Annotated in this window: 23 protein-coding genes, 2 pseudogenes and 1 riboswitch; of the genes and pseudogenes, 14 read left to right on the plus strand and 11 right to left on the minus strand. The window is 71.5% G+C overall.

Translation table 11 applies throughout. From position 1 onward, the window contains the following. Positions 1 to 50 precede the first annotated feature (50 nt). Positions 51 to 131, plus strand: a riboswitch (cobalamin riboswitch). Between the two features lie 107 nt (positions 132 to 238). The 6 genes from ABD858_RS09770 (at position 239) to ABD858_RS09795 (ending at position 6821) form a co-directional block, all read left to right on the plus strand. After that, a complete protein-coding gene (locus tag ABD858_RS09770; protein WP_345035871.1) occupies positions 239 to 1486 on the plus strand; it encodes an SCO2321 family membrane protein in 1248 nt (415 codons plus the stop codon). Positions 1487 to 1491: 5 nt separating this feature from the next. Beyond that, positions 1492 to 2145, plus strand: a complete 654-nt coding sequence (locus ABD858_RS09775; protein ID WP_345035873.1) for an SCO2322 family protein — start codon at positions 1492 to 1494, stop codon at positions 2143 to 2145. Further along, on the plus strand, positions 2142 to 3275 hold the full coding sequence (locus ABD858_RS09780; RefSeq protein ID WP_345035874.1) for an energy-coupling factor transporter transmembrane component T family protein: 1134 nt from the start codon (positions 2142 to 2144) through the stop codon (positions 3273 to 3275). The genes ABD858_RS09775 and ABD858_RS09780 overlap by 4 nt, the downstream gene beginning before the upstream one ends. Continuing rightward, positions 3272 to 5245 carry an ATP-binding cassette domain-containing protein gene (locus tag ABD858_RS09785; RefSeq protein ID WP_345035875.1) on the plus strand — a complete coding sequence of 658 codons (1974 nt, stop codon included), beginning with the start codon at positions 3272 to 3274 and terminating at the stop codon, positions 5243 to 5245. The genes ABD858_RS09780 and ABD858_RS09785 overlap by 4 nt, the downstream gene beginning before the upstream one ends. Next, a complete protein-coding gene (locus tag ABD858_RS09790) occupies positions 5242 to 6063 on the plus strand; it encodes an ECF transporter S component (protein ID WP_345035876.1) in 822 nt (273 codons plus the stop codon). The genes ABD858_RS09785 and ABD858_RS09790 overlap by 4 nt, the downstream gene beginning before the upstream one ends. Positions 6064 to 6413: 350 nt before the next feature. After that, positions 6414 to 6821, plus strand: coding sequence for an aggregation-promoting factor C-terminal-like domain-containing protein (locus ABD858_RS09795; protein ID WP_345035878.1), 408 nt, complete (start codon positions 6414 to 6416; stop codon positions 6819 to 6821). 248 nt (positions 6822 to 7069) lie between these two features. On the opposite strand, the gene ABD858_RS09800 is transcribed toward ABD858_RS09795, so the two are convergent. From ABD858_RS09800 to ABD858_RS09815, 5 genes are all read right to left on the minus strand, one after another. Beyond that, positions 7070 to 9112 carry a bifunctional glycosyltransferase 87/phosphatase PAP2 family protein gene (locus tag ABD858_RS09800; protein ID WP_425586180.1) on the minus strand — a complete coding sequence of 681 codons (2043 nt, stop codon included), beginning with the start codon at positions 9110 to 9112 and terminating at the stop codon, positions 7070 to 7072. A gap of 223 nt (positions 9113 to 9335) precedes the next feature. Further along, a complete protein-coding gene (locus ABD858_RS09805) occupies positions 9336 to 10436 on the minus strand; it encodes a serpin family protein (protein WP_345035879.1) in 1101 nt (366 codons plus the stop codon). A 432-nt stretch (positions 10437 to 10868) separates the two neighbouring features. Further along, a complete protein-coding gene (locus tag ABD858_RS09810; RefSeq protein ID WP_345035881.1) occupies positions 10869 to 11078 on the minus strand; it encodes a DUF397 domain-containing protein in 210 nt (69 codons plus the stop codon). 851 nt (positions 11079 to 11929) lie between these two features. Further along, entirely contained in the window at positions 11930 to 12127 is a 198-nt protein-coding gene (locus ABD858_RS36780) for a P27 family phage terminase small subunit (RefSeq protein WP_425586181.1), read from the minus strand. A gap of 114 nt (positions 12128 to 12241) precedes the next feature. After that, positions 12242 to 12610: a recombinase family protein gene (locus tag ABD858_RS09815; protein WP_345035882.1), complete on the minus strand. Its 369-nt coding sequence runs from the start codon at positions 12608 to 12610 to the stop codon at positions 12242 to 12244. Here ABD858_RS09815 and ABD858_RS09820 point away from each other — a divergent pair, their 5' ends adjacent. After that, on the plus strand, positions 12611 to 12940 hold the full coding sequence (locus ABD858_RS09820) for an antibiotic biosynthesis monooxygenase family protein (RefSeq protein ID WP_345035883.1): 330 nt from the start codon (positions 12611 to 12613) through the stop codon (positions 12938 to 12940). Between the two features lie 55 nt (positions 12941 to 12995). After that, the gene (locus tag ABD858_RS09825; protein ID WP_345035884.1) at positions 12996 to 13472 is read left to right on the plus strand and encodes a GNAT family N-acetyltransferase; all 477 of its coding nucleotides are present in this window, start codon (positions 12996 to 12998) and stop codon (positions 13470 to 13472) included. A gap of 34 nt (positions 13473 to 13506) precedes the next feature. On the opposite strand, the gene ABD858_RS09830 is transcribed toward ABD858_RS09825, so the two are convergent. Continuing rightward, positions 13507 to 15555 (minus strand): MDR family MFS transporter, encoded by a 2049-nt coding sequence (locus ABD858_RS09830; RefSeq protein ID WP_345035885.1) that lies wholly within the window; start codon positions 15553 to 15555, stop codon positions 13507 to 13509. 294 nt (positions 15556 to 15849) lie between these two features. Here ABD858_RS09830 and ABD858_RS09835 point away from each other — a divergent pair, with 294 nt between their 5' ends. Beyond that, positions 15850 to 16809 (plus strand): peptidoglycan-binding protein, encoded by a 960-nt coding sequence (locus ABD858_RS09835; RefSeq protein WP_345035886.1) that lies wholly within the window; start codon positions 15850 to 15852, stop codon positions 16807 to 16809. A gap of 24 nt (positions 16810 to 16833) precedes the next feature. Here the strand turns inward: ABD858_RS09835 and ABD858_RS09840 are convergent, their stop codons facing one another. From ABD858_RS09840 to ABD858_RS09855, 4 genes are all read right to left on the minus strand, one after another. Continuing rightward, positions 16834 to 17472, minus strand: a complete 639-nt coding sequence (locus ABD858_RS09840) for an HAD-IA family hydrolase (RefSeq protein ID WP_345035888.1) — start codon at positions 17470 to 17472, stop codon at positions 16834 to 16836. 472 nt (positions 17473 to 17944) lie between these two features. Continuing rightward, positions 17945 to 18130 carry a hypothetical protein gene (locus ABD858_RS09845; protein WP_345035889.1) on the minus strand — a complete coding sequence of 62 codons (186 nt, stop codon included), beginning with the start codon at positions 18128 to 18130 and terminating at the stop codon, positions 17945 to 17947. A gap of 43 nt (positions 18131 to 18173) precedes the next feature. Next, a complete protein-coding gene (locus ABD858_RS09850) occupies positions 18174 to 18755 on the minus strand; it encodes a TMEM165/GDT1 family protein (protein WP_345035891.1) in 582 nt (193 codons plus the stop codon). 187 nt (positions 18756 to 18942) lie between these two features. Further along, positions 18943 to 19755: an ABC transporter permease gene (locus ABD858_RS09855; protein ID WP_345035892.1), complete on the minus strand. Its 813-nt coding sequence runs from the start codon at positions 19753 to 19755 to the stop codon at positions 18943 to 18945. 180 nt (positions 19756 to 19935) lie between these two features. Between ABD858_RS09855 and ABD858_RS09860 the strand changes: the two genes are divergently transcribed. The 5 genes and pseudogenes from ABD858_RS09860 (at position 19936) to ABD858_RS09875 (ending at position 22687) form a co-directional block, all read left to right on the plus strand. After that, the gene (locus ABD858_RS09860; protein WP_345035893.1) at positions 19936 to 20589 is read left to right on the plus strand and encodes an HNH endonuclease family protein; all 654 of its coding nucleotides are present in this window, start codon (positions 19936 to 19938) and stop codon (positions 20587 to 20589) included. Between the two features lie 87 nt (positions 20590 to 20676). Continuing rightward, positions 20677 to 20847, plus strand: a pseudogene (locus ABD858_RS37150) (DUF7800 domain-containing protein); the annotation flags it as partial. A gap of 32 nt (positions 20848 to 20879) precedes the next feature. Further along, positions 20880 to 21272 (plus strand): annotated as a pseudogene (locus ABD858_RS09865) (alkaline phosphatase D family protein); the annotation flags it as partial. Between the two features lie 82 nt (positions 21273 to 21354). After that, positions 21355 to 21816 carry a DoxX family protein gene (locus ABD858_RS09870; protein WP_425586182.1) on the plus strand — a complete coding sequence of 154 codons (462 nt, stop codon included), beginning with the start codon at positions 21355 to 21357 and terminating at the stop codon, positions 21814 to 21816. Between the two features lie 259 nt (positions 21817 to 22075). Continuing rightward, on the plus strand, positions 22076 to 22687 hold the full coding sequence (locus ABD858_RS09875) for a DedA family protein (RefSeq protein ID WP_345035894.1): 612 nt from the start codon (positions 22076 to 22078) through the stop codon (positions 22685 to 22687). Here the strand turns inward: ABD858_RS09875 and ABD858_RS09880 are convergent. Next, entirely contained in the window at positions 22653 to 22901 is a 249-nt protein-coding gene (locus ABD858_RS09880; RefSeq protein WP_345035895.1) for a DUF2277 domain-containing protein, read from the minus strand. The genes ABD858_RS09875 and ABD858_RS09880 overlap by 35 nt on opposite strands. Position 22902: the final 1 nt, after the last annotated feature.

Consider the following 22902-nt stretch of genomic DNA (forward strand, 5'->3'; position numbering starts at 1 on the left):
CCGTGGTACCAGTCGCTACAGTGGGCGGGTCGTCATCAAGCCCGTACGGGGGGAAGCCGGTGCGAATCCGGCACTGACCCGCAGCCGTGTGAACCGCCGTCGCCTCGCCGTCGGCGGTAAGTCGGAATGCCTCGTACGGGATTTCCCTGGTGACCGGCACCGTCGAGGTTACGGAGCCGGAGCTGGGCGCCTCCGTGTGCCGGTGTTCCGGTTCCCCGCAGGAGAGGCACCGCCCGTCATGACCGTCGTACGCCGCCGCAGCGCAGCCGCGCTCGCCGCAGCCGCCGCTGTGCTCTGCACGGCCGCCGCCCCTGCCGTCGCCGCGCCGTCCCCCGCGCCCAAGATCCCCGCAGGGCTGTACGGCGCGAACGACCCGACGTACGACGGCGTCTGGCGGCAGTCGCTGGCCCTGCTGGCCCAGGACACCGTGGGCGTCGAGCCCGCGAAGCAGGCCGTCGACTGGCTGACCGGCCAGCAGTGCGCGAACGGCGGCTTCGCCTCGTACCGCGCCGACGCCGCCAAGGCGTGCGACGCCAAGACCATGCTGGACACCAACGCCACCGCCGCCGCCGTGCAGGCCCTGGCCGCGCTCGGCGGGCACGGGAACGAGGTGAAGAAGAGCACCGCCTGGCTGAAGTCCGTGCAGAACGAGGACGGCGGCTGGAGCTACAACCCGGGCGGGGCGAGCGACGCGAACTCCACGTCGGTCGTGATCGGCGCGCTGGCCGCGGCGGGCGAGAAGCCGGGTGACGTCAAGTCGAAGCAGGGCAAGTCGCCCTACGACTCGCTGGTGTCCTTCGCGATCCCGTGCGGAGGCAAGGACGGCGGTGCGTTCGCGTATCAGCCGGACAAGTCGGGCACGTTGTACGCCAACGCGGACGCCACGGCCGCAGCGGTGCTGGGCGGGCTGGGCAAGGGCCTGGTGATCGACAATCCGAAGCCCCTTGCCGATCCGGTCTGCGAGAACGCGGCCAAGCCCACCGCGGAGCAGGCCGCCGGCAACGGCGCCGCCTACCTCGCCGGTGCCCTCGCCAAGACCGGTCATCTGATGTCGGCCATGCCCGGCGCCGAGGACCAGCCGGACTTCGGCAACACCGCCGACGCGGTCATCGCCCTCGGGGCCTCGCTCCACGGCGACAAGGCAGCCGACGCGCTGCGCTGGCTCGAGAGCAACTCGGCCGCCTGGGCGAAGGAGAACGGCCCCGCCGCCTACGCCCAGCTGATCCTCGCGGCGAACGCCATCGGCTTCGACCCGCGCTCCTTCGGCGGCGCGAACCTCGTCCAGCAGCTGAACGCGACCGGCCCCAAGCCCGCAGCCGAGGCTGCCGTCACCCCGAGCCCCACGGCGGCCGAAACCCCGGACAAGGCCACAGAAGAGAAGAAGGACGACAACGGCGGCCTCGGCGTCGGGTGGATCATCGGCATCGGCCTCGTCGCCGGTATCGGCATCGGCATCCTCATCTCGGGCCGCAAGAAGAACCAGTAGCCGTGATGCCGATACGCACGCGCCCGGCCGCCCTGGCCCTCGCGCCCCTCGCCGTGCTCGCGGTGCTCGGCGGCGCGGGGACCGCCGAGGCGGCCGGATACCGGTACTGGTCGTTCTGGGACCGCCAGGGCGACGCCTGGGTGTACGCCACTCAGGGCCCGGCCACCGCCCGCCCCGCCGACGGGGACGTACAGGGCTTCCGGTTCGCGGTCAGCGAGGACTCGCAGGACGCCGACAAGCCGCGCGGTGCCGCGGACTTCGACGCCGTCTGCGGTTCGACGCCCGCGAAGGACGGCACCAAGCGGGTCGCCCTCGTCCTCGACTTCGGCACGCCGCAGGACGCCCCCGGCGGTGAGACGCCGCCCGCACCCCGTACCGCGTGTGCGCAGGTCGGCGTGGACGCGACCAGCGCTGAGGCGCTCGCGGCCGTCGCGAAGCCGCTGCGTTACAACAGCGCCGCGCTGCTGTGCTCGATCGCCGGGTATCCGAAGTCCGGCTGCGGCGAGCAGATATCGGGCGGGGCGGCCGAGAAGCCGGCCGCCCCGGACAAGGGCGGCGGTGACGGCGGACCGGCCGTCGGCATCGTCGCCGGTGCCGTCGCCGTGGTCGCCCTGGGCGCGGCCGCCGTCGTGCAGACGCGCCGCCGCCGGCGCGGATGAACCGGGAACGCCTGCGCGGCACCGCGGTCCGCCGTGCACGGCTCCGCGCCCCCGAGGCGAACCGCGCCAACGCGCTGCACCCCGGCGCCTGGTGGCTGTGGGCGCTCGGGCTGGCCACCGCCGCGTCCCGTACCACCAATCCGCTCCTCCTCGGGCTGCTCGTCGGCGTCGCCGGATACGTCGTCGCCGCGCGGCGCACCGATGCGCCGTGGGCCCGCTCCTACAGCGCGTTCGTCAAACTCGGGCTGCTGGTCGTCGCGATCCGGCTGATCTTCAACGTCGTCCTCGGCTCGCCGGTCCCCGGCAGCCACGTCCTCTTCACGCTGCCCGAAGTCCCGCTGCCCGACTGGGCGCAGGGGATACGGATCGGCGGGCGGGTGACCGCCGAGGGCATGGTCTTCGCGCTGTACGACGGGGCCAAGCTGGCCACCCTGCTCATCTGCGTGGGCGCCGCCAACGCCCTCGCCAATCCCGCGCGACTGCTCAAGTCGCTGCCAGGTGCGCTGTACGAGGCCGGGGTCGCCGTGGTCGTCGCGATGACGTTCGCGCCGAACATGGTCGCCGACGTGGCACGGCTGCGCACCGCGCGGCGGCTGCGCGGGCGGTCCACGGGTGGCATGCGGGCCGTGCTCCAGATCGGCCTGCCGGTGCTGGAAGGTGCGCTGGAGCGGTCGGTCGCCGTGGCCGCGTCGATGGACGCGCGCGGCTACGGGCGTACGGCCAGGGTCCCGGCCGCCGTGCGGCACACCACGAACGCGCTGACGCTCGGCGGGCTGCTCGGCGTGTGCGCCGGTACGTACGGGCTGCTGGCCGCGGAGGGCGCCGGTTACGGGCTGCCGGTGCTGGCCGCCGGGCTCGTCGCCGCGCTCGCGGGGCTGCGGCTGGGCGGCCGCCGCACGGTGCGCACGCGTTACCGGCCGGACCGGTGGGGCGTACGGGCCTGGCTGGTCGCGGGCTCGGGCGTGGCCGTCGCGGCGTTGTTCGTCCTGGCGGGTACGTACGATCCGCAGGGCCTGCACCCGGGTGTGGTGCCGCTGACCGCGCCGGTGCTGCCGCTGTGGCCCGCCGCGGCCGTACTGATCGGGCTGCTGCCCGCCGTTGTCGCCCCCGTACCCAAGGAGTCTCCGTGATCCGGTTCGAGAACGTGTCGGTCACGTACGACGACGCCGCGGGGCCGACGCTCCGCGGGGTCGATCTGACCGTGCCCGAGGGCGAACTCGTGCTGCTCGTCGGCCCGTCCGGAGTCGGCAAGTCGACGCTGCTGGGCACGGTGTCGGGTCTGGTGCCCCACTTCAGCGGCGGCACGCTGGCGGGGCGGGTGACAGTCGACGGCCGGGACACCCGCACCCACAAACCGCGTGAACTCGCCGATGTCGTCGGGACGGTCGGCCAGGACCCGCTCGCCCACTTCGTGACCGACACGGTCGAGGACGAACTGGCCTACGGCATGGAGTCCCTGGGCATCGCGCCCGATGTGATGCGGCGGCGTGTCGAGGAGACCCTTGACCTCCTCGGGCTCGCGGAGCTGCGCGACCGGCCGATCGCCACGCTGTCGGGCGGGCAGCAGCAGCGGGTCGCGATCGGCTCGGTGCTGACCACCCATCCCAAGGTGCTGGTGCTGGACGAGCCCACCTCGGCCCTGGACCCGGCGGCGGCGGAGGACGTTCTGGCGGTGCTCCAGCGCCTCGTCCACGATCTGGGGACGACGGTGCTCATGGCCGAGCACCGGCTGGAGCGGGTGGTGCAGTACGCGGACCGGGTGATCCTGCTGCCGGGTCCCGGCGAGGCGCCGGTGCTCGGCACGCCCGCCGAGATCATGGCGGTCTCCCCGGTCCACCCGCCGGTGGTCGCCCTGGGTCGCGCGGCGGGCTGGGACCCGCTGCCCCTGTCGATACGCGACGCCCGCCGCCAGGCGGCGGACCTGCGGGAACGGCTGTCGGGGCACGAGCCGCGCAGTGCGGGCGCAGGGGGTGGCTTCTCCCCCACCCCGCCCCTTCCCGAAAGCGGGGGCACGCCCCCGGACCCCCGCCCCCGCGAGGTCGCGGCCGCGCTTCGGGCCGGCCGGCAGGCAGGCTCGGGCCCGCTCGCGACCGGCTCGGACATACCTGTCGGCGCGGCACGCGCCGAAGCAGAGGACCTGGCTGGTGCCCCGGCTTCCGGGCCTGCGGTCCCGGGTACGGTCCGCGGCACCACCTCCGGGGCCACCGGCGCAGGAGCCGATGAGCACCCGGGGCCGCGCGCACGGGTGGCCGCCGTCCGGAACACGCTCGGCCGGCTGCTGCGGCGGAACCGCGCCGCGGCGGCCGACGGCACGGCACCCGGCACGGGAGGGCCCGCGGCCGACGTTCGGGCGCTCGGCGTCCGGCGCGGCCGCGTCGAGGCGCTGCGGCGCGTCGATCTCACGGTCACGCCCGGCGAGACGATCGCCCTCATGGGCCGCAACGGCGCCGGGAAGTCCACCCTGCTGGGCACACTGGTCGGCACCGTGGAGCCCACCTCGGGCACGGTCGCCGTCGGCGGGCTCACGCCGCGGCGGACGGCGCCGCGCGAACTGATCCGCCGCGTGGGGCTCGTACCGCAGGAGCCGCGGGATCTGCTCTACGCGGACACGGTCGCCGCCGAGTGTGCCGCGGCCGACGCGGATGCCGGGGCCGCGCCGGGGAGCTGCCGGGCGCTGGTTGCCGAGCTGCTGCCCGGCATAGCGGACGACACGCATCCGCGCGATCTGTCGGAGGGGCAGCGGCTGGCGCTGGCGCTCGCGGTCGTCCTGACCGGCAGGCCTCCGCTGCTGCTGCTCGACGAGCCGACACGCGGACTGGACTACGCGGCGAAGGCCCGCCTGGTGGGTGTGCTGCGCGCGCTCGCGGCACAGGGGCATGCGATCGTGCTGGCCACACACGATGTGGAGCTGGCGGCGGAGCTGGCCGACCGGGTGGTGATCCTGGCCGACGGCGAGGTCGTCGCGGACGGGCCGACGGCGGAGGTCGTGGTGGCGTCGCCGGCCTTCGCGCCGCAGGTCAGCAAGGTGCTGGCGCCCCAGAAATGGCTCACGGTCACGCAGGTGCGCGAGGCGCTGGACCGTACGAAGGCGCCGGCATGACCCGGCAGGCACGGCCCGTGCGGCTGGGTGCGCGGGCCGTCGTCGCGCTGGTGCTGGTCGGCGCGGTCGGGGTGGCCGCCTTCGGGTGGCCGTTGCTGGCCGGCGCGGGGTCCGGGGTGACGGCTCACGCCGCCGACGCGCCGTGGCTGTTCGCCGTGCTGCTGCCGCTGCTGGTCGCGGTCGTCGTGGCGACGATCGCGGACGGCGGTCTGGACGCCAAGGCCGTGGCGATGCTGGGGGTGCTGGCCGCGGTGGGCGCGGCGCTGCGACCGCTGGGGGCGGGGACGGCGGGGCTGGAGCCGATGTTCTTCCTGATGGTGCTGAGCGGCCGGGTACTGGGCCCGGGCTTCGGCTTCGTGCTCGGCGCGGTCACGATGTTCGCGTCGGCGCTGCTGACCGGCGGGGTGGGGCCGTGGATGCCGTTCCAGATGCTGGCGATGGGCTGGTTCACGATGGGCGCCGGGCTGCTGCCGAGGCCGGACGGGCTCCGGGGCAGGGCCGAGCTGCTGATGCTCGCCGGGTACGGGTGCCTGGCCGCCTTCGCCTACGGGACGGTCATGAACCTTCAGGGCTGGACCTACATAGGGGGACTGTCCTCCGGGATCTCCTTCCACCCGGGGGACCCGCTGCACGAGAACCTGACCCGTTTCCTGGCGTACTGCGCGGCGACCTCGCTCGGCTGGGACCTGGGCCGGGCCGTCATGACGGTCGTACTGACGCTGACGGTCGGCGGGACCGTGCTCAGGGCGCTGCGCAGGGCCACCCGACGTGCCAACTTCGAGGCCCAGGTCACATTCGAGGCCTCGGAACGGCCGTAAAACGGCCATGAAAAGGGTCCCGAGCCGGTGAGGCGGCCCACAGGACCTTGGTCCTCCACTATTCGGGTTCGTGGACGTGCAGGAGGACTTCGGTGCCCATCGGAATCCACTCTGACCTGCATAAACAAGAGAGATGCCCCTTTCGGGACTTTTAGCAGCGAGTGCGAACTTCGTTCGTAATCGGTGGGTGACCCCGGTCACGGCGGGGGGTTTTACGTCTCCTGTACAACTTTTCTCGTCGCCAGGCACCGCAGGCCTTCGCTTCGGAGCCGCAAGCACTCGGAGCCCTCGGACTCGCAGGGATCCAAAACGCCTGAGCGACTGCCCTGACCCCGTCGTAAGGACTCTTCGTGACCCGCTCGCTGATCTCCCGCTTCGCCACCCGTCGCACCAAGAACGCCGCTGTCGGCACCGCCGTGCTCCTCGGCTCCGTCGGTGGGGTGTTCGCTTCCACCACCTCGGCCGCTGCCGCCACTCCGCAGATGATCGCGAAGCAGATGATCGGCAACAGCGCCCAGTTCCAGTGCTTCCACAACATCGTGTCGCGCGAGAGCAGCTGGAACCCGCACGCCACCAACGCCTCCTCCGGCGCCTACGGTCTGGTACAGGCCCTGCCGGCCTCGAAGATGGCCTCCGCCGGCGCGGACTGGAAGACGAACCCGAAGACCCAGATCAAGTGGGGTCTGAACTACATGAACAGCCGCTACGGCAGCCCGTGCGACGCCTGGAAGTTCTGGCAGAAGAACAACTGGTACTAAGCCGCCGACAGGCGCGCACCAGTAAGCACGCACGACATCAGGGCGCCGAGTGGCCGGCCTCTCCTGGCCGGCCCCACCGGGGCCTCTGTCATGTCCGGGGACCGCTCACAGCCGCTGGACGACCGTGCCGGTGGCGCCCCATGTCCCCCGAGTGGCGGAACCGCCGCCGCGGGCGGATGCTGGCTGAACGCGACGATCCGCCGCAGGGGGTGCCGGGACGGTGACGTCCCGGCACCCACGGGGCGCCCCTACCGGGCCGCGCCCGGTAGAGGGCCGGGGCCACTGCTGCCCGCGGTGCGCGCAGGCAGCAGGGGGCCCGTATCCGTCTCGGCGCTGCCCGCCGCCACGACGACCTGGCGGGGACCGGCCAGTACATACGTGAGGCCGAAGCCCGCCGCGACGACCGTCGCACCGCCGACCGCATCCAGCACCCAGTGATTGGCCGTGACGACGATCGCGATCACCGTGAACGTCGGGTGCAGCAGCCCCAGCGCCTTCATCCACACCTTCGGGGCCAGCATCGCGATCACCACACCGCACCACAGCGACCAGCCGAAATGCAGCGAGGGCATCGCCGCGTACTGGTTGGTCACCTCGGTCATCGCACCGTAGTCGGGGTTCGTCAGATCCTGCGGACCGTGCACGGTGTCGATGAAGCCCAGGCCCGGCATCAGCCGCGGCGGGGCGAGCGGGAAGAACCAGAAACCGATGAGCGCCAGCATCGTGGCGAAGCCGAGGGAAGCACGCGCCCAGCGGTAGTCGGCAGGACGGCGGGCGTAGAGCACACCGAGGATCGTCAGCGGCACCACGAAGTGGAAGGAGGTGTAGTAGAAGTTGAAGAAGCCCTCCAGCCAGCCGATCCCGTGCACGACGTGGTTGGCCCAGTGCTCGATGTCGATGTGCAGCGCGCGCTCGATCGCGACGATGTGCCCGCCGTGCTCCTCCGCCGCCTCGCGCCCGCCGGTCGCCGCGAGCCTGATCTGCGAATAACAGGAGTAGCCGACCCGGATCACCAGAAGTTCCAGCAGCAGATTGGGGCGGCTGAGCACCCGGCGCCAGAACGGCATCAGCGGAACGTGCCGCCATCGTGCCGGAACCGGCGTCCCGTACTCCGTGGGCACCGGATGGTGGAAGTACGGCGAACTGCGCGGCAGGAACGGCACCGCACAGGCGGCGGCCAGCGCCACCAGCAGCAGCACGTTGTCCCGCACCGGATACAGCACCGCGATGTTCGGCAGCAGCATGGTGCCCGGCAGCGTCATCACCAGCACCACGGCCACCGGCCACACCATCCGGTCCGCGGCCCTGACGCCGACCCGGCCGGACACCGCCGGCAGCACCCACAGCAGCTGGTGCTGCCAGGCCGTCGGGGACACCGCCACCGCCACACAGCCGGTCAGTGCCACCGCGAGCAGCAGCTGACCGTCCCGCGCATACCGCACCGCGCGCCGCAGCCCCACCAGCACGACCACGGCGGCCAGCGGCAGGAACAGCGCGAGCTCCAGCGGCCCGTGCACCCCGAACCGCAGCAGCGCACCGTGCAGCGACTGGTTGGCCAGACTGTCGGGGCGGTCACCGAGCCCCGCCCCGGCGACATGATGCACCCAGTACGTCCACGAGTCGTGCGGCATCACCGCCCACGCCAGCGCCGACAGACCCGTGAACGTCCCCGCGGCCGTCAGCGCCGCGCTTCTGCGCCCGGTCAGCCACAGCAGCGGCGCGAACAGCAGCACCGCAGGCTGGAGCGCCGCGCCCACGCCGATCAGTGCTCCCGCGGCACGCTCGCCGCGCACGACGAGGCACCCCAGGAGCACCAGCAGCACCGGAATGATGCTGGTCTGACCCAGGTGGATCGTGTTGCGCACCGGCAGCGACACCATCAGCAGGCTGATCGCGACGGGGGCGCCGAGCACCGCCCTGCGCCGGGACACCGGTCCGGGCAGGGCCCGTGCGGCGACCAGCCCGAGCACGGCGACGAGCAGCAGCGTCCCGAACGTCCAGGCGACCCCCAGGGCCTGCTCCGCCGTCCGGGCGAGCGGCTTGAGGACCAGTCCGGCGAACGGTGTCCCGGTGAAACTGTCCGTGTCGTACAGCGAACCGGTGACATGCAGAACGCCGTTCTCGCCGGTCCAGGTCCCCAGATCGGTCAGCCGTTCCCCGGGCGGAAGCCGCAGCACCACCGCCATCTGCCGAACAGCCAGGACGGCCACGACGAACCAGAGCGCCGTCCTGGCCGCCTCGGTCCTCGTGCCCACCACGCCTTCGCGTCCCCCGCGCTCCGCGTTCACCACGCCGCGCCGACTCCCCGTGTCCCGTGCTGCCCGTGTCTCCGGCCTTAGAGCCTCTCCCTGGCCCTAGAGCCTCGCATTGCCCTGAAGGGAAGACACCGGCAACCCCCACTTCGCCTGACAGTCATCCGGGGATTGTCCGGATCCGGGTCACTTTCCTGGTAAGGAGAGGCGAGCACGGGAGCTGCGGCACGGGGGGGTGCGATCGAGGAACACACCCGGCCGGTCACCGGTCGGCGGGCGCGCCCGACTGCCAGCCTGTGAAGAGCGGGACCTCTCCGCCTGCGTCCAACACGACGACGCCGAAGGGCCGGTCGAAGGCGATGTGCTGAACGCGCTTCGGTATCGCCGGACCGCCCCGCGTCATGACCACCGCCGTCACGGCGGCCGCCTCGACGCCCAGCTCGGCGACCTTCACCGCTGCCTCCTGCACCACCTCGGAGATCCGCAGCCGCTCCGGTGAGAGCCCGGAGAAATCGGCCAGCTCACTGGTCGCGAACTCCACACCCAGCGCGGGCAGCCGGGATGTCACGTCCTCCCTCCGGCGCAGCGAGAACCGCGGCAGGGCAAGGGCCACGGCATCGGCCTTGACAGGGCGTCGCCGCCTCCCCGAGGCCCAGGCCGCGGGCAGTACGTCCGCCGGGCCCGCGCCCTCCTCCCCCAGCACGAAGCGCACCCGGGCGGGCTCGCCCCCGCGCTCGGCGAGGGTCCGCAGCTCCACGACATGAGTGCCGTTCACCGTCCAGGCGTCCCGGGACGGCAGATACCGGTGCATGGTCGGCACAGCGTGCACCACGCCCGCAGCGTCCGTGAAGGGCCGATGCCGTGTGGCGGAGCCGTCGAACGGAAGCTCCCAACGCGCCTTCAGCGCCAGGACATTGACGAGCGCCAGCAGCGTGTTCTCGTCGACCGCGGCGGGCAGCCGCTCTATCAGCCCGCCCGTCGCCTCCCGTACCCATGCGTCGATCCCGCCCGGATCCATGGGTCCGAACGCGATGTCCGGCAGCGCCTCCCGGTACTCCCGGTACACCGGCACCCGGCTCCACACCCTGGTCGCCACGCCGAGCGCATCGGTCCGCGCCAGCTCCCGCGCAGCCCCGGTCACCGCCCGCGCCGCCTCGTCCCCGGCCACCCCGAGCAGGTCGCGCAGCTCCTCCGCGGTGTCCCCGCGCGCCCCGGCGGCCACCGCGGCCAGTGCCAGCCACAGTCCCGCGGGCGAGCAGACGAAGTCCCTGTCGCCCAGCTCCTTCAGCCACCGCCCGGCCAGCGTCCGCACCGCGTCCGCGTGCCCGGTCAGTCCCGTCTCCTTCGTCTTCCACACCGTCACAGGCCCCCTCCGCGACAGATCGAGTCCGTCCCTCGATCATGGCGTACGCCGCTGACAGCGCGCACAGGGCAATATGGGCACCATGAGCATCGTGAGTCTGTCAAGCCACGCACATGACATGTGTTCGGCTGGTCAGCGCGAGCGCGGTATGACCAGGGGGCCACACGCAGACAGCGAAAGGCCCCGCCCGTGAGCCGCGGGGGAAGCTCATGAACGGGGCCGGTCCGACGTACTGAGCGATGGCGCTCAGCAGTTCAGTTTTCGGCTCTCACCCAGTACCCGCAGCGCGGGCATGAGACGGGGCAGGAAGCCGGGGCAGCTACGCGGAAGCGCCCAGGTGTGCCAGCACGACAGGCAGCAGAGCACCCGCTCATGCTCGGGGTCCGGTACCGCGTCGCCGCCGCAGCGGGGGCACTCCTTCAAAGCGTCCTCCTAGGACGAGAGGTCGAACTCGCCCAGCTTGGCACCCGACACGAAGTCGGACCACTCCACCGCCGTGAACTCGACCGTCTGGCCGGTCACGGAGTTGCGGACCGCCACCCTGCCGGGCACGTTCGTCGACACCTCGACACAGCGGGGGTCGTTGTTGTTGTAGGTGCACGCGCTGGACGTGCGGAACTCGAATTCGGGGGCTGCGTTCATGACTGCCATCCCTTCGCTGTACCTGCGGGGATTCGGTCCCCGCGCCGTCTTGCGTTCCGCCCTTGCCGGGACGGGGTCTCATCACCAGCGGAAAGGCTTTCCAGTTCCGCCGGCACACCAGGCGCACGGCACGCGGCCTGTGTGGCAGCACCTTGTACAGCCACCAAACCCACAGCAGCCGTCGCACCAGATGACCCGGTACCCAGCGCACAGCCCGCAGTAGGTGACCGGTGGCTCTTCGGTCTGCCTCGGAGCACGCCTGCGCTGGTTCATAGGCGCGCTCAACGGACAGGCGCCGAAATTGCCGCCCGCGCCGAGCATCGAAAGACCCGTCGCGAACCACGGGAGTCCGCGTACAAGGAGTACATAGCTTCTGTCATCTTCTTAATCGACTGGGAGTACTATGACGACGAGCCCAACCAGGATGACGAGCTACACCAGCTGTTGCTAAGCATCAGGAAAGCATGGTCAGACGTCGCTCTCGCTGGACCGTCAAAGATCAAAGCTCCGTCTGAACGTCTCCTGGATGCATGCATTGCCTTTCGCGTAGCGGTGCGGGAGAGAGCCCAGAACGATTTCCGTACCCCTAGGACATGGGCGTCCAATGCAAAGGCGGAAATTCAAGTACAACTTTCCCTGTTCACGGATGCTGCCCAGGTGGCTTTGGATGACGATGAGTCTCGGCGTCGATTCAGGGGTTAGTGCTCCAGCAGCGAGCAGCAAAGCCAGCAGCGATCCGCTCGCGAGTCGCCTGCTTTTCCCACTCACATCCCTTTCGCTCGAATGCAACCATGCGCCCAGCGTACGAAGCGATCATTGCCGAGGTTTCGTTATCAAGAATCGGCATGCTCTCAGCCCCAAACCCTATCGGTGTCTGCCTCATCCTCAGCGTGCGGCACAGCAATTCGAGCAGCAGTAGACAGGGAAAGTCCTAGCTCTACTCGCGCGGAACGCAGAATGGATGCGTACGTGTTGACTACGGTCGTTGCCGGATTCTTCACGAGCACGCCATTCGCGCCGACGACCAGCAAGCCCATCACTGTGCACATAGGCGCTGATGAGACCCGCCATAGCAGCGAGAACAGCAGCCGTAGCGTCCGGGTCGCGGGCCCTTGCAGCGTCGATGTGTTCGCTGGCGTTGGTCCACGCGCCACCGAAGGCGTTCACATGGTCGCCCTGGTGATCGGCGGGCAGCGTGCACGGGACATGGCTCCCAGCGCGCCGCGCCGAGTGAGGCGCGACAGCGAGAAGACGATGACGGCGTCGACGTGCCCGGCACGGACGGCGGACATCATCCCTTCGAAGCCGGGGCGGTACACGCTTGGGTCCCAACCCGACTTACCGACGTCCTCGAAGTGCCCGGCGTCGTCCCAGCCCTTCGATGCGATCAGCGAGGCGCACCGCTCGCGCTGGGCCATTGGAGACGCCTGGGAATCGTCTTCACGGCGCTTTGACTGCCTGATGTAGGACACTGCTCGCACGTTGTCGAGGTCAAGGCGCCATCCCGGCGCCCTCTTGCTCAGAGGTGTCATGTGCCTAGCGTGGTAAAGATCAATGTCCTGTCGGTTCCCGAGGACCAGCGCGAGACGCTGGAGAAGCGGTTCTCCTCCCGCGCCGGGACCGTCGAGAACTCCGACGGCTTCGAGTGGTTCGAGCTGCTGCGCCCGGTCGAGGGGACCGACCAGTACCTGGTGTACACGCGCTGGCGGGACGAGGAGTCCTTCCAGGCGTGGATGGAGGGCCCGATGAAGGCCGCCCACCAGGGCGGCGGTGAAGGCGGCGAGCGGCCGAGGCCGGCGGCCTCCGGCTCCACGCTGTGGTCCTTCGAGGTCGTTCAGCAGGCCGCGCCCAAGAAGGGCTGAGGCGGGGCGGAAAACCGTTCGCCGGACGGGGTGGCGTCGCGGTAGGGAGATCACCATGAGCTGGACCGTGATCCCCGAGCGTTTCGACACCCCTGAGGCGAGTCTGCTGCGCCGCGACTACTACGACGAGGTCGCGAGCCGCTACTGGAGGCGGCCCGCGACCGAGCAGGAGATCGACGAGGGGCTCACCGACGACGGTGTGGAGGAGCTCGCACCGCCCACCGGGGAATTCCTCGTCGGCCGCCATGGCGGCAAGCCGGCCGCCTGCGCCGGGCTGAAGCTGCTCGACCCGGAGACGGCGGAGCTGACCCGGGTGTTCGTACGGCCCCAATGGCGCGGCACCGGCGGCGGGGCGGCGCTGCTGGCCGGGCTGGAGGAGGCGGCCGGGAACCTGGGGGTGCGGCGGATGGTGCTGGACACCCGGCTCGACCTGGTCGAGGCACGGGGGCTGTACGTCAAGCACGGCTTCCGGGAGATCCCGGCGTACAACTCGGGCCCGTACAGGGAGATCTGGTACGGCAAGGAGCTGTAGGCCCTGTCCGGCCGGGCATGCCGGGCTCGCGGCGTCACGGCGCCGCGTGGTCCCGTTTCGGTTCGGGGCGGCGCGGCCGTTCCTCGTCGGAGCCGCACAGTTCGGCGGTGAGCTCCTCGACGAGCTGCACCAGATCGGTGGGACGCTCGGGGCCCCACCAGTCGCCGAGCAGTTCCGCGAGGGACTCCTCGCGGGCCCTCGCCAGGCGGTTCGATACCTCGACGCCTATCTCGGTCAGGACCAGGCGGATCCCCTGCCGGGTGGTGAGACGCCGTTCCTCGAGCTGGCGGGCGGCCTCGGTGATGATCCGCAGGGGTACGGACGTGTCCTCCGCGAGCAGTGCCGGTTCCGCCGTGCCGTGGCGCCGGATGCGCAGCAGCAGCCAGCTCGCGGCGGGCAGCAGGTCGTACCCGGCCCGCTCGGTGATCTTCTCGTAGACCTCACGGCGGCCCTCGCGCGAGCCCAGTACGGACAGGGCCCGGGCGCATTCGTCGTACGAGGAGCGTTCGACGGGGTTGGAGGCGATGGTCTCGCTGACCTCGGGGGCGGTGACGGAGGCGCGCAGCGGGTCCTCCTTCAGGAAGAGGGCCACGACGAAGGCCAGGATCACGACCGGTGCCGCATAGAGGAAGACGTCGGTGATGGACGTGGCAAACGCGTGCAGCACCGTCGGGCGCAGGGCGGCCGGGAGCCCGGCGATCCGACGGGGGTCGGCGGCGAGAGCGTGGCCGGTGCCGGGCGGCAGATTCCGTCCGGCGAGAGCGGCGGCCAGTTTGTCTCCGAGGCGGTTGGTGAAGACCGTGCCGAAGATCGCGACCCCGAAGGAGGCCCCGATGGAGCGGAAGAAGGTGGCTCCGGAGGTCGCGACACCCAGGTCCTCGTACGAGACGGCGTTCTGGACGGCCAGGACCAGCACTTGTATCACCATGCCGAGTCCGGCGCCGAAGACGAAGAAGTAGACGCTCATCTCCCGGACGCCGGTGGTCTCCGTCAGCTGGTGCAGCAGAAGCAGGCCGAGGGCGGTGACGCCGGTCCCGGCGAGGGGGAACACCTTCCACCGGCCCGTGCGGCTGACGATCTGCCCGGACACGGTCGAGGTGATCAGCATGCCCAGCACCATCGGCAGCATGTGCACGCCCGACAGGGTGGGCGAGATGCCGTGGACGATCTGGAGGAACGTCGGCAGATAGACCATCGCCCCGAACATCGCGAAGCCGACGACGAAGCTGATGACGGAGACCAGGGTGAAGGTCCTGATCCGGAACAGCCTCAGCGGCAGTACGGGCTCCACGGCGCGCCGCTCCACGTACAGGAACGCCACCAGCAGGCCCACGCCGAGCAGCGCCGACCCGATGATCTGCGGCGAGTCCCACGCCCAGGTGGTGCCGCCGAGGGACGCGACCAGGACCAGACAGGTGGCCACGGACGCGATCAGGAAGGTGCCGAGGTAGTCGATGGTGTGCTGGGCGGCCCGTACCGGGATGCGCAGCGCGGTGGCGATGACGAGCAGCGCGACGATGCCCACGGGGAGGTTGATGTAGAACACCCAGCGCCAGCTGAGATGTTCGGTGAACAGTCCGCCGAGCAGCGGTCCGAGCACACTGCTCGCGCCGAAGACCGCACCGAACAGGCCCTGGTACCTGCCCCGCTCGCGCGGCGGGACGAGGTCGCCGACGATGGCCATCGACAGCACCATCAGTCCGCCGCCGCCCAGACCCTGCAGCGCGCGGAAGGCGATGAGCTGCGACATGCCCTGGGCGACGCCGCACAGCGCCGAGCCGATCAGGAAGATCAGGACTGCGGTCTGGAAGAGCTTCTTGCGGCCGTACTGGTCGCCGAGCTTGCCCCACAGCGGGGTCGCGGCCGTCGAGGCCAGCATGTACGCGGTGACGACCCACGACAGATGCTGCAGGCCGCCCAGTTCGCTGACGATCGTGGGAAGGGCGGTCGAAACGATCGTCTGGTCGAGCGCGGCGAGCAGCATGCCCAGCAGCAGCGCGCCGATCGGCACCATCACACCGCCCCGTCCCCTGCCTCCTCCGGGGGCGGGGATGACGGCCGGGGTGCTCACGTCCTGCGCCATATCTCTTCTCCTCGGGTACGGCGGGCCGTACTCCATCCCTCCATCCTGCTCGTTGTGTCCCGTTCTGGCCCGTCGGGTTCTCTTCTGTCCGGACTGGGACCCGTTGGGCGGCGACCGGAAGCCCTGCATAATCTCTGGCATCCCATAGGGGGAGGGGGACCCACGATGACCGGACACGCCTGTCCAGAGTGCGGTGCGCGGCCATCGCCGGAGGGCGCACACCACTGCGTCTGCCCGGCGCGCGCGGCAGAGGCCGAGAGAACCGCGGCTCTGCGGGCCGAACGCTCGGCCGAGATGGCGGCGGCAGAGGACTTCGACCCCCTGCGCATACGCCCGTACGTACGGCTGCCCGAGCCACTGCCCGCCGACACCCGGCTGACGCCGCCGCGGCTCGGCCGGGCCGTGGAGGGGGTCCCCGCGCCGCGGGTCACCCGCGTGCTGCCAGCGGCCGGCGCCGTCGGTGCCGGCGGCCGGCATCGCACCGCCACGGGGGCCGTACGGAGCGGGCTGCGAAGGCGTCACCGCGAGTTCGCCGGGCTCGCCGCCGGCGTGGCCGCGGCCGCCGCGCTCGGCACCTCGGCCGTCACCGGGGGGCTGCTGGCCGGCGACGGCGGCGGCACGGACCTGGCCGTACCGGACTTCGGCAGCAGAGTGTCCGCCCCCGATCCGGGGCCGGTGGAGGAGTCCACGGACACGGCGGCGCCGGTGCCGGGTTCGGCGCAGCGGCAGCCCGGGGAGCAGGCCGGCGGGCCCGCCCGGGCGGATCGTGCGGAGGCGCCCGGCGGCTCGGCAGGGTCGGCGGGCGGGTATGCGCGTGCGACGGGGCCCGGGGGGCCGATGGCCACCCCGTCCGTCAGCATGCCGCCGGTCGTGCCGCTGACGGAGGTGCCGGTGGACCCGCTCGCACCGGTCGCGCCGCCGTCCGCGGCCAAGGAGACGTCGGGTGTGATTCCGATGGCCGCCGAGGACGAGCCGACCCCGCCCGAGGCGATGCTCCCGCCCCCGGTGGCCCTGGTTCCGCAACCGTCGTTGCATCCCGGGGACGACGGCGCCGAGGTCGAGGAGCTCCAGTTGCGGCTGGCCCAGCTGGGCCTGTTCCACGGACGGGCCGACGGCGTGTACGGCAAGCGGGTGGAAAAGGCGGTGCGGGCGTATCAGTCCTACATGGCCGTCACCAGCGACCCCTCGGGCGTCTACGGCCCGGAAACGCGCCGCTGGCTGGAGGCGGCGACGGTGGAGCCGTCCATGAAGTGAGGGCGCGCCCGGGCGCCGCCGGCGTCAGAACGTGAGCCGCAGCGCGCCGTCCCCGTCCGCCGCGACACGGACCGCGGTGAGGTCGGGGACATGGACATCCGGAGCGTGGACCGCCGCGCGGGGGCCCACGCCCACCACGCGCATACCGGCCGCGCGGGCCGCCGCGATGCCCGCCCCGGAGTCCTCGAAAGCGACGCAGTCGGCGGGCGCGAAGCCCAGTTCCGCGGCGCCCTTGAGGAAGCCCTCGGGATCGGGCTTGCTGGCGCCGACGCGTTCCGCGGTGACCCGTACGCCGGGCATCGGCAGCCCGGCCGCGGCCATACGGGCCCGGGCGAGCTGCTCGTCGGCCGAGGTGACGAGGGCGTGCGGGATCCCGGCGAGGGAGGCCATGAACTCCGGAGCGCCCCCGACCGGCACGACGCCGTCCATGTCGGCGGTCTCCCGGGCCAGGAGGACGCGGTTGTCGGCGTGGTTCTGCTCCATGGGGCGGTCCGGGAGCAGCACGGCCATCGTGGCGTATCCCTGTCGTCCATGGACGACCTCGAGTGCCTTCTCCGGGTCCAGCCCGTGTTCCTCGGCCCAGCGGCGCCAGACGCGTTCCACGACGGCGTCGGAGTTGACGAGGGTGCCGTCCATGTCGAGGAGGAGGGCGGTGGCCTTCATGTGCGCGTACTCCAGGGTGCGGAGACAAGAAACAAGTGGTTCCGCCCGCCGGTCAGGGGGTGCGGGCGAAACCACTTTGTTCCTTCACGATACAAAACCCTCCGGACTCATGCCACCCCCGAACTCCCGTCCGGCCGGACGGGCCGCCCGGCATGACCGACCGGACCCTGGTGCTGCGACCGGAAAGGTTCACCGGCTCGCGCCGCTCCCCCAGCTACCTCCCCCAGCGGTGCCCCCAGGCACGGCACCTCTCCCCCATAGCCCTTCGGACACGAGAGGCACCCCCAGCGTTGTCGCATCGCGCGAGTACGGCCGAGTACTAGCTGCGATCCTCCGCCGTGCGATGCACCGCACCTGGGGGCACCCCGGGGGCACCCCCAGCGGTAGCTGGGGGAAGTAGCTGGGGGAGGTAGCTGGCGGAGGTAGCTGGCGGAGCCGCGAGCTTCCCGGCCAACCTTTCCGGTCACAGCACCTAGCCGCGCGACACCGCCGCGGCGGGCGGGGACGGCTTGGGGCGGCGCGGCTCCCGCACCCCGGCGGGCGGCGGACCTCCGGGTCCGCTTCCGCCGCCGGAGGCCGAGCGGCGCCGGACGAGGAGGCGCAGGAGCAGGATCAGGGGCAGCAGGGGCACGGTCAGCAGAAGCCAGGGTTTCCTCATGCCGTCCACGGTCCGCCCCCGCGCCGCCGGACACCAGGGCACGTCAGCCCGCGATCGCCTCGTACAGGCTGAATCCGGCCAGCGCCAGCATCACCACGGCCGCCACCTTGGTGATCAGCCGCAGCGGCACGTACTTCATCAGCGTCCGGCCGCCCAGGATGCCCAGTCCCGCGACCGACCACAGGGCGAGCACCGCACCGAGGCCGACCGACAGCGGGTCGTCGTAGCGGGCGGCCAGGTTGGCCGTCATGATCTGCGTCAGATCACCGAACTCCGCGACCAGGATGAGCATGAAGCCCGCGCCCGAGACCTTCCAGAAGGACTGGTCGGCGGGCTGCTTGACCTCCTCGTCGTCGTCCCCCTTCTTCAGCAGCAGCATGGCCGCGCCCGCGAGGAAGAGCACCCCGACGATGGCCTGGAGCAGCCGGTGCGGCAGCAGGGTGAGCACGCTGCCCGCGGCGACGGCGAGCGTGACGTGGACGGCGAAGGCGGCGGCGACACCCGCGAAGACATAGGACGCGCGGTAACGGGTGCCGAGCATCAGCCCGGCCAGGGCGGTCTTGTCGGGCAGTTCGGCAAGGAAGACAACGCCGAAGGTGATCGCCATGACGGTGAAGCTGATCACGGGGTGGGTTCCTCAATCGGTCAGGCTGCCCGTACCGAGAGGCGGACCAGGAGAAAAAGGGGTCGCTTCGGCAGGGCAGCGTCAACAGGACACTGCTGCCGAAGGTCTCGCTGGCGGCCGTGAGAACGTCCACCTCCGGGCGCCGGCCGGGGCAGGCCCAGCAGTATGTCGACGGTCCGGCGAAGAGCTACTCCCCTTCTGCACCACCCAGGGTACGGGACGGCTCGTCGCGGTGAAGCCGTCCCCGCGCCACCAACTCCACCACCACGGCGACCGCGATCGCCTGCACCGCCATTAGCGCGACCAGCACGAACAGCTGAACCGCCCCTGCCTGCAGCGGTGACGCCCCGCCCAGCAGCATGCCGACGAACGAGCCGGGAAGTGTGACGAGCCCCACAGTCCTGGTCTGGTCGAGCCCGGGCAGCAGCGCGTCGGAGGCCGCCGGCCCCGCGACCTCCAGCCTGGCCTCACGGTCGAGCAGCCCGATCGCCATCCCGGCCTCGACCTCGCCGCGCCGGGCCGCGAGCTCGTCGAGTGCGCGCCGCCCGCCGAGCACGGTCGCGGTGAGCGCGCCGCCGATGAGGATGCCGGTGACGGGGATCAGCGCGATGCCCTTGACCGGTACGAGGCCGGTGAGCAGCAGCGCGGCGACGACGGGCGCGACTCCCGCGCCGATCGGCAGGGCGACCCACCACCAGGTGCGGTTACGGGTGATACGGCGCCCCGCGGTGCGTACAGCGACCGCGTACATCAACACCAGGAAGCAGAACAGCAGTGGCAGGGACCGCACCACCCACCCGATGAGCGCGGAGACGGCGGCGAGCTGCACGGCCGCGCGCACCCCCGCGATGACGATCTCGCGCGCCCGGCCGCGCCCGCGGTCGGGGGCGAGCCTGGCCCAGGCCGCGACGCCTGCCGCGGTGACGAGCAGAACGGCGAGTACGGCCCCGAGGGTGGCGTTGACGGGCAGCAGGGTGGATGCGGCGAGGCGGGCGGCCATGCGCCCAACCGTACGGGCCCACACATCTTCTGCCGGGATGTCGGACCTGCTCCGACACACCTTGATATGACGTGCTCATGTCGCCAGCCTGTTACCTGGCACCCACCCCGAAGCAACCTGGCGCCGCCAGGCTGGTCCGGCCCGAACGGCCAAGGTCCCCCCATCACAAGGGAGTTCCGCATGTCTCGCATCTACGCGCGTCGAATAGCCCGTCTGTCCGCAGTCGCCGCCTCCGCCGTACTCGCCGTCGCGGCGAGCCTGCTGACCGCCCCCGCCGCCCAGGCGGCCCCGCCCACCCCGGTGGACGCCGCCACCGCCCGCTCCTACCTCGCCGCGCTGACCGTGAAGGCCGAGGGCTCCACGACCGGTTACAGCCGCGACCTCTTCCCGCACTGGAGCACCCAGTCCGGCACCTGCAACACCCGCGAGGTGGTCCTCAAGCGCGACGGCGTCAATGTCGTCCAGGACACCAACTGCGCGGCGGTCAGCGGCAGCTGGTACTCCGAGTACGACGGCGCCACCTGGTCCGCCGCCTCCGACGTCGACATCGACCACGTCGTCCCGCTCGCCGAGTCCTGGCGTTCCGGCGCGAACGGCTGGACCACCTCAAAGCGCCAGCAGTTCGCCAACGACCTGACCCGCCCGCAGCTCATCGCCGTCACCGACAACGTCAACCAGGCCAAGGGCGACCTCGACCCGGCGAAGTGGATGCCGCCGCGCACCGCCTACCGCTGCACGTACGCCCGCATGTGGGTCCATGTGAAGCACTACTGGGGCCTGTCCGTCGACACCGCCGAGAAGTCCGCGCTCCAGTCCGTCCTCAACGGCTGCTGAGCCGGGCGGCTTTCAGAACCTCCCCGCTCTCCCCCGTCTTTCCTTACCGTGTCGCCCGATGCGGGCCGGGCGACGGAGGAGGGCACCATGGCAGCCGGACCGCGGCTCGGACCACTGCTGCGGTACGTCGACCGGGAGTCCGGCTCGTCCGCGACCGTCCGGGTCGAGGCCGACCGTCCCTGCACGGCCGAAGTCCGCTGCGCGGGCGGCGCGGTGCGTACGTTCCAGATCGAAGGACACCACCATGCGCTGATGCCGGTCACCGGCCTGACCCCCGGCTCCGAGACGCCGCACGAGGTACTGCTGGACGGCCGTCACCGGCGGCGGTGTTCGTGCTGTCGGGCGATGTGCACCACGCGTACATCGCGGAGCCGATGTGGGCCGAAGGCGCCCCGGACGCGCGCGTCCTTCAGCTGACCTACTCACCCGTGCACAACGACATCCCCGCCCCGATCCGGCTCGCGTTCCGTTTCGGCTGGAGCCGGGCGGGGCGGCGGCCGGGCCGCGCGTTCACCCGGCACGGGCGGACCGGCCGGCCGCCGGTGGGGATACGCGGGAGGGGCGGGCCGTGGTTCGGCAACCACGTGATGACCCTGACGCCGCGCGGGCGGTCGGCCCGGCTGCGGCTCGACCGAGCGAAGAAGCGCGGGCCGGTGACCGTCCTGGATCACGAGACGGATTAATGTTGAACTTGCAACAACAAGTGAGGGTACCCTAACCTGGGGCTCCGTCCGCCCGTCCCCGTACCGAAGGAGCCCCCGGCCCATGCCCACCCTGACCGAGCGCATAGAGACCGCGCAGCCGTACGCCCTCACCCTCTTCCGCATCGTCACCGGACTGCTCTTCGCCTGCCACGGCGCCGCCTCGCTGTTCGGCGTGCTCGGCGGCGCGATGGGCGGCGGCACCGTCCCCACGGGCGCCTGGCCCGGCTGGTACGCGGCCGTGATCCAGCTCGTCTGCGGCGCCCTGGTCCTGGCCGGCCTGTTCACGCGCGCCGCCGCGTTCCTCGCCTCCGGCTCCATGGCGTATGCCTACTTCTCCGTGCACCAGCCCGAGGCCCTGTGGCCGCTGCAGAACGGCGGCGAGTCCTCCGCGATGTACTGCTGGGCCTTCCTGCTGCTGGTCTTCACCGGCCCGGGCGCCCTGGCCGTCGATCAGCTGCTGGGCGGCCGCCGCTCAAGCGGTCCCGCCGTGAAGACCGACACCCCCGAGGCCGTCGGCGTCTGACGGTCCGAAGAAAACCGACAGTCCGGAGAATCGACGGTCCGGAGAAACTGACAGTGAACCAAAAGGCGCGTCCGTGGGGCGATACGCATTCCCGGGCGCGCCTTTTGCCATTCCCCATTCGAACGAAAGTGATGTTTACGACATCATCCGCACCTAGGCGGTCTTTGAGGAAAACACAGGCGTACGCTGTATAGCCGTCATGCCGCCCCTGCCGCTCCCCCGCGACGTCGCGGCGCGGTCACGTATACGGGGAGTATCGGTGCTGGAGAGTGTGGAGGCCTTGACCGGCAGCCCATGGATCTACGCCGTCGTGGCGGTCTCGATCGTCCTCGATGTGTTCCTGCCCGTCATGCCGAGCGGAGTCCTGGTCATCACGGCCGCCACCGCGGCCGCCGCGGGCTCGGCCACCGTCCCCCACCGGGTCCCCGACATCCTGGCGCTGACGCTGTGCGCCGCCACCGCCTCCGTATTCGGCGACATGGTCGCGTACCGGCTGGCCCGGCGCGGCGGCGAACGCCTGGACCGGGCCATCGCCCGCTCCCGCCGGCTCACCACCGCTCAGCAGCGCCTCGGCACCGCCCTCAGCCGGGGCGGCGGCATCCTCGTCGTCATAGCCCGCTTCGCCCCGGCCGGCCGCTCGGTCGTCTCACTGGGCGCGGGCGCGGCCCAGCGCAAGGTGAAGGAATTCCTGCCCTGGTCGGCCCTGGCGGGCGTGGCCTGGGCCGGTTACAGCGTGGGGCTCGGCTACTTCGGCGGCCAGTGGCTCGGCACGACCTGGCTGGGCACGGCACTCTCGGTGCTCGCCCTCTTCGCGGCCGGCTCGCTCGCGGCATACGTCATGCGCCGGCCCGAGCCCGCTCCGGCTGCCTGACCGGCACCCCGCGGATCTCCAGACCCTCCAGCAGCTTCCTGGTCGCCTCGGCCACTTCGTCCACCGCCCGGTCGAACACCTCCTGGTTGTGCGCGGCGGGCGCGCGGAAGCCGGACACCTTCCGCACGTACTGCAGTGCGGCTGCTCTGATGTCGTCGTCGGTGGCCTCCTCGGGGAGGACGGGCGGGCGAAGCGTCTTGATGCTGCGGCACATG

This window comes from Streptomyces sannanensis, assembly GCF_039536205.1.
Taxonomy (GTDB): domain Bacteria; phylum Actinomycetota; class Actinomycetes; order Streptomycetales; family Streptomycetaceae; genus Streptomyces; species Streptomyces sannanensis.

What these genes read in the sequence shown, in the direction of transcription:
- ABD858_RS09790 (WP_345035876.1), top strand. Translation starts at nt 5,242, where the DNA reads ATGACCCGGCAGGCACGGCCCGTGCGGCTGGGTGCGCGGGCCGTCGTC.
- ABD858_RS36780 (WP_425586181.1), bottom strand. Translation starts at nt 12,127, where the DNA reads ATGTGCACAGTGATGGGCTTGCTGGTCGTCGGCGCGAATGGCGTGCTC.
- ABD858_RS09775 (WP_345035873.1), top strand. Translation starts at nt 1,492, where the DNA reads ATGCCGATACGCACGCGCCCGGCCGCCCTGGCCCTCGCGCCCCTCGCC.
- ABD858_RS09815 (WP_345035882.1), bottom strand. Translation starts at nt 12,610, where the DNA reads ATGACACCTCTGAGCAAGAGGGCGCCGGGATGGCGCCTTGACCTCGAC.
- ABD858_RS09825 (WP_345035884.1), top strand. Translation starts at nt 12,996, where the DNA reads ATGAGCTGGACCGTGATCCCCGAGCGTTTCGACACCCCTGAGGCGAGT.
- ABD858_RS09870 (WP_425586182.1), top strand. Translation starts at nt 21,355, where the DNA reads ATGCCCACCCTGACCGAGCGCATAGAGACCGCGCAGCCGTACGCCCTC.
- ABD858_RS09780 (WP_345035874.1), top strand. Translation starts at nt 2,142, where the DNA reads ATGAACCGGGAACGCCTGCGCGGCACCGCGGTCCGCCGTGCACGGCTC.
- ABD858_RS09830 (WP_345035885.1), bottom strand. Translation starts at nt 15,555, where the DNA reads ATGGCGCAGGACGTGAGCACCCCGGCCGTCATCCCCGCCCCCGGAGGA.
- ABD858_RS09845 (WP_345035889.1), bottom strand. Translation starts at nt 18,130, where the DNA reads ATGAGGAAACCCTGGCTTCTGCTGACCGTGCCCCTGCTGCCCCTGATC.
- ABD858_RS09840 (WP_345035888.1), bottom strand. Translation starts at nt 17,472, where the DNA reads ATGAAGGCCACCGCCCTCCTCCTCGACATGGACGGCACCCTCGTCAAC.
- ABD858_RS09810 (WP_345035881.1), bottom strand. Translation starts at nt 11,078, where the DNA reads ATGAACGCAGCCCCCGAATTCGAGTTCCGCACGTCCAGCGCGTGCACC.
- ABD858_RS09880 (WP_345035895.1), bottom strand. Translation starts at nt 22,901, where the DNA reads ATGTGCCGCAGCATCAAGACGCTTCGCCCGCCCGTCCTCCCCGAGGAG.
- ABD858_RS09835 (WP_345035886.1), top strand. Translation starts at nt 15,850, where the DNA reads ATGGCGGCGGCAGAGGACTTCGACCCCCTGCGCATACGCCCGTACGTA.
- ABD858_RS09855 (WP_345035892.1), bottom strand. Translation starts at nt 19,755, where the DNA reads ATGGCCGCCCGCCTCGCCGCATCCACCCTGCTGCCCGTCAACGCCACC.
- ABD858_RS09860 (WP_345035893.1), top strand. Translation starts at nt 19,936, where the DNA reads ATGTCTCGCATCTACGCGCGTCGAATAGCCCGTCTGTCCGCAGTCGCC.
- ABD858_RS09770 (WP_345035871.1), top strand. Translation starts at nt 239, where the DNA reads ATGACCGTCGTACGCCGCCGCAGCGCAGCCGCGCTCGCCGCAGCCGCC.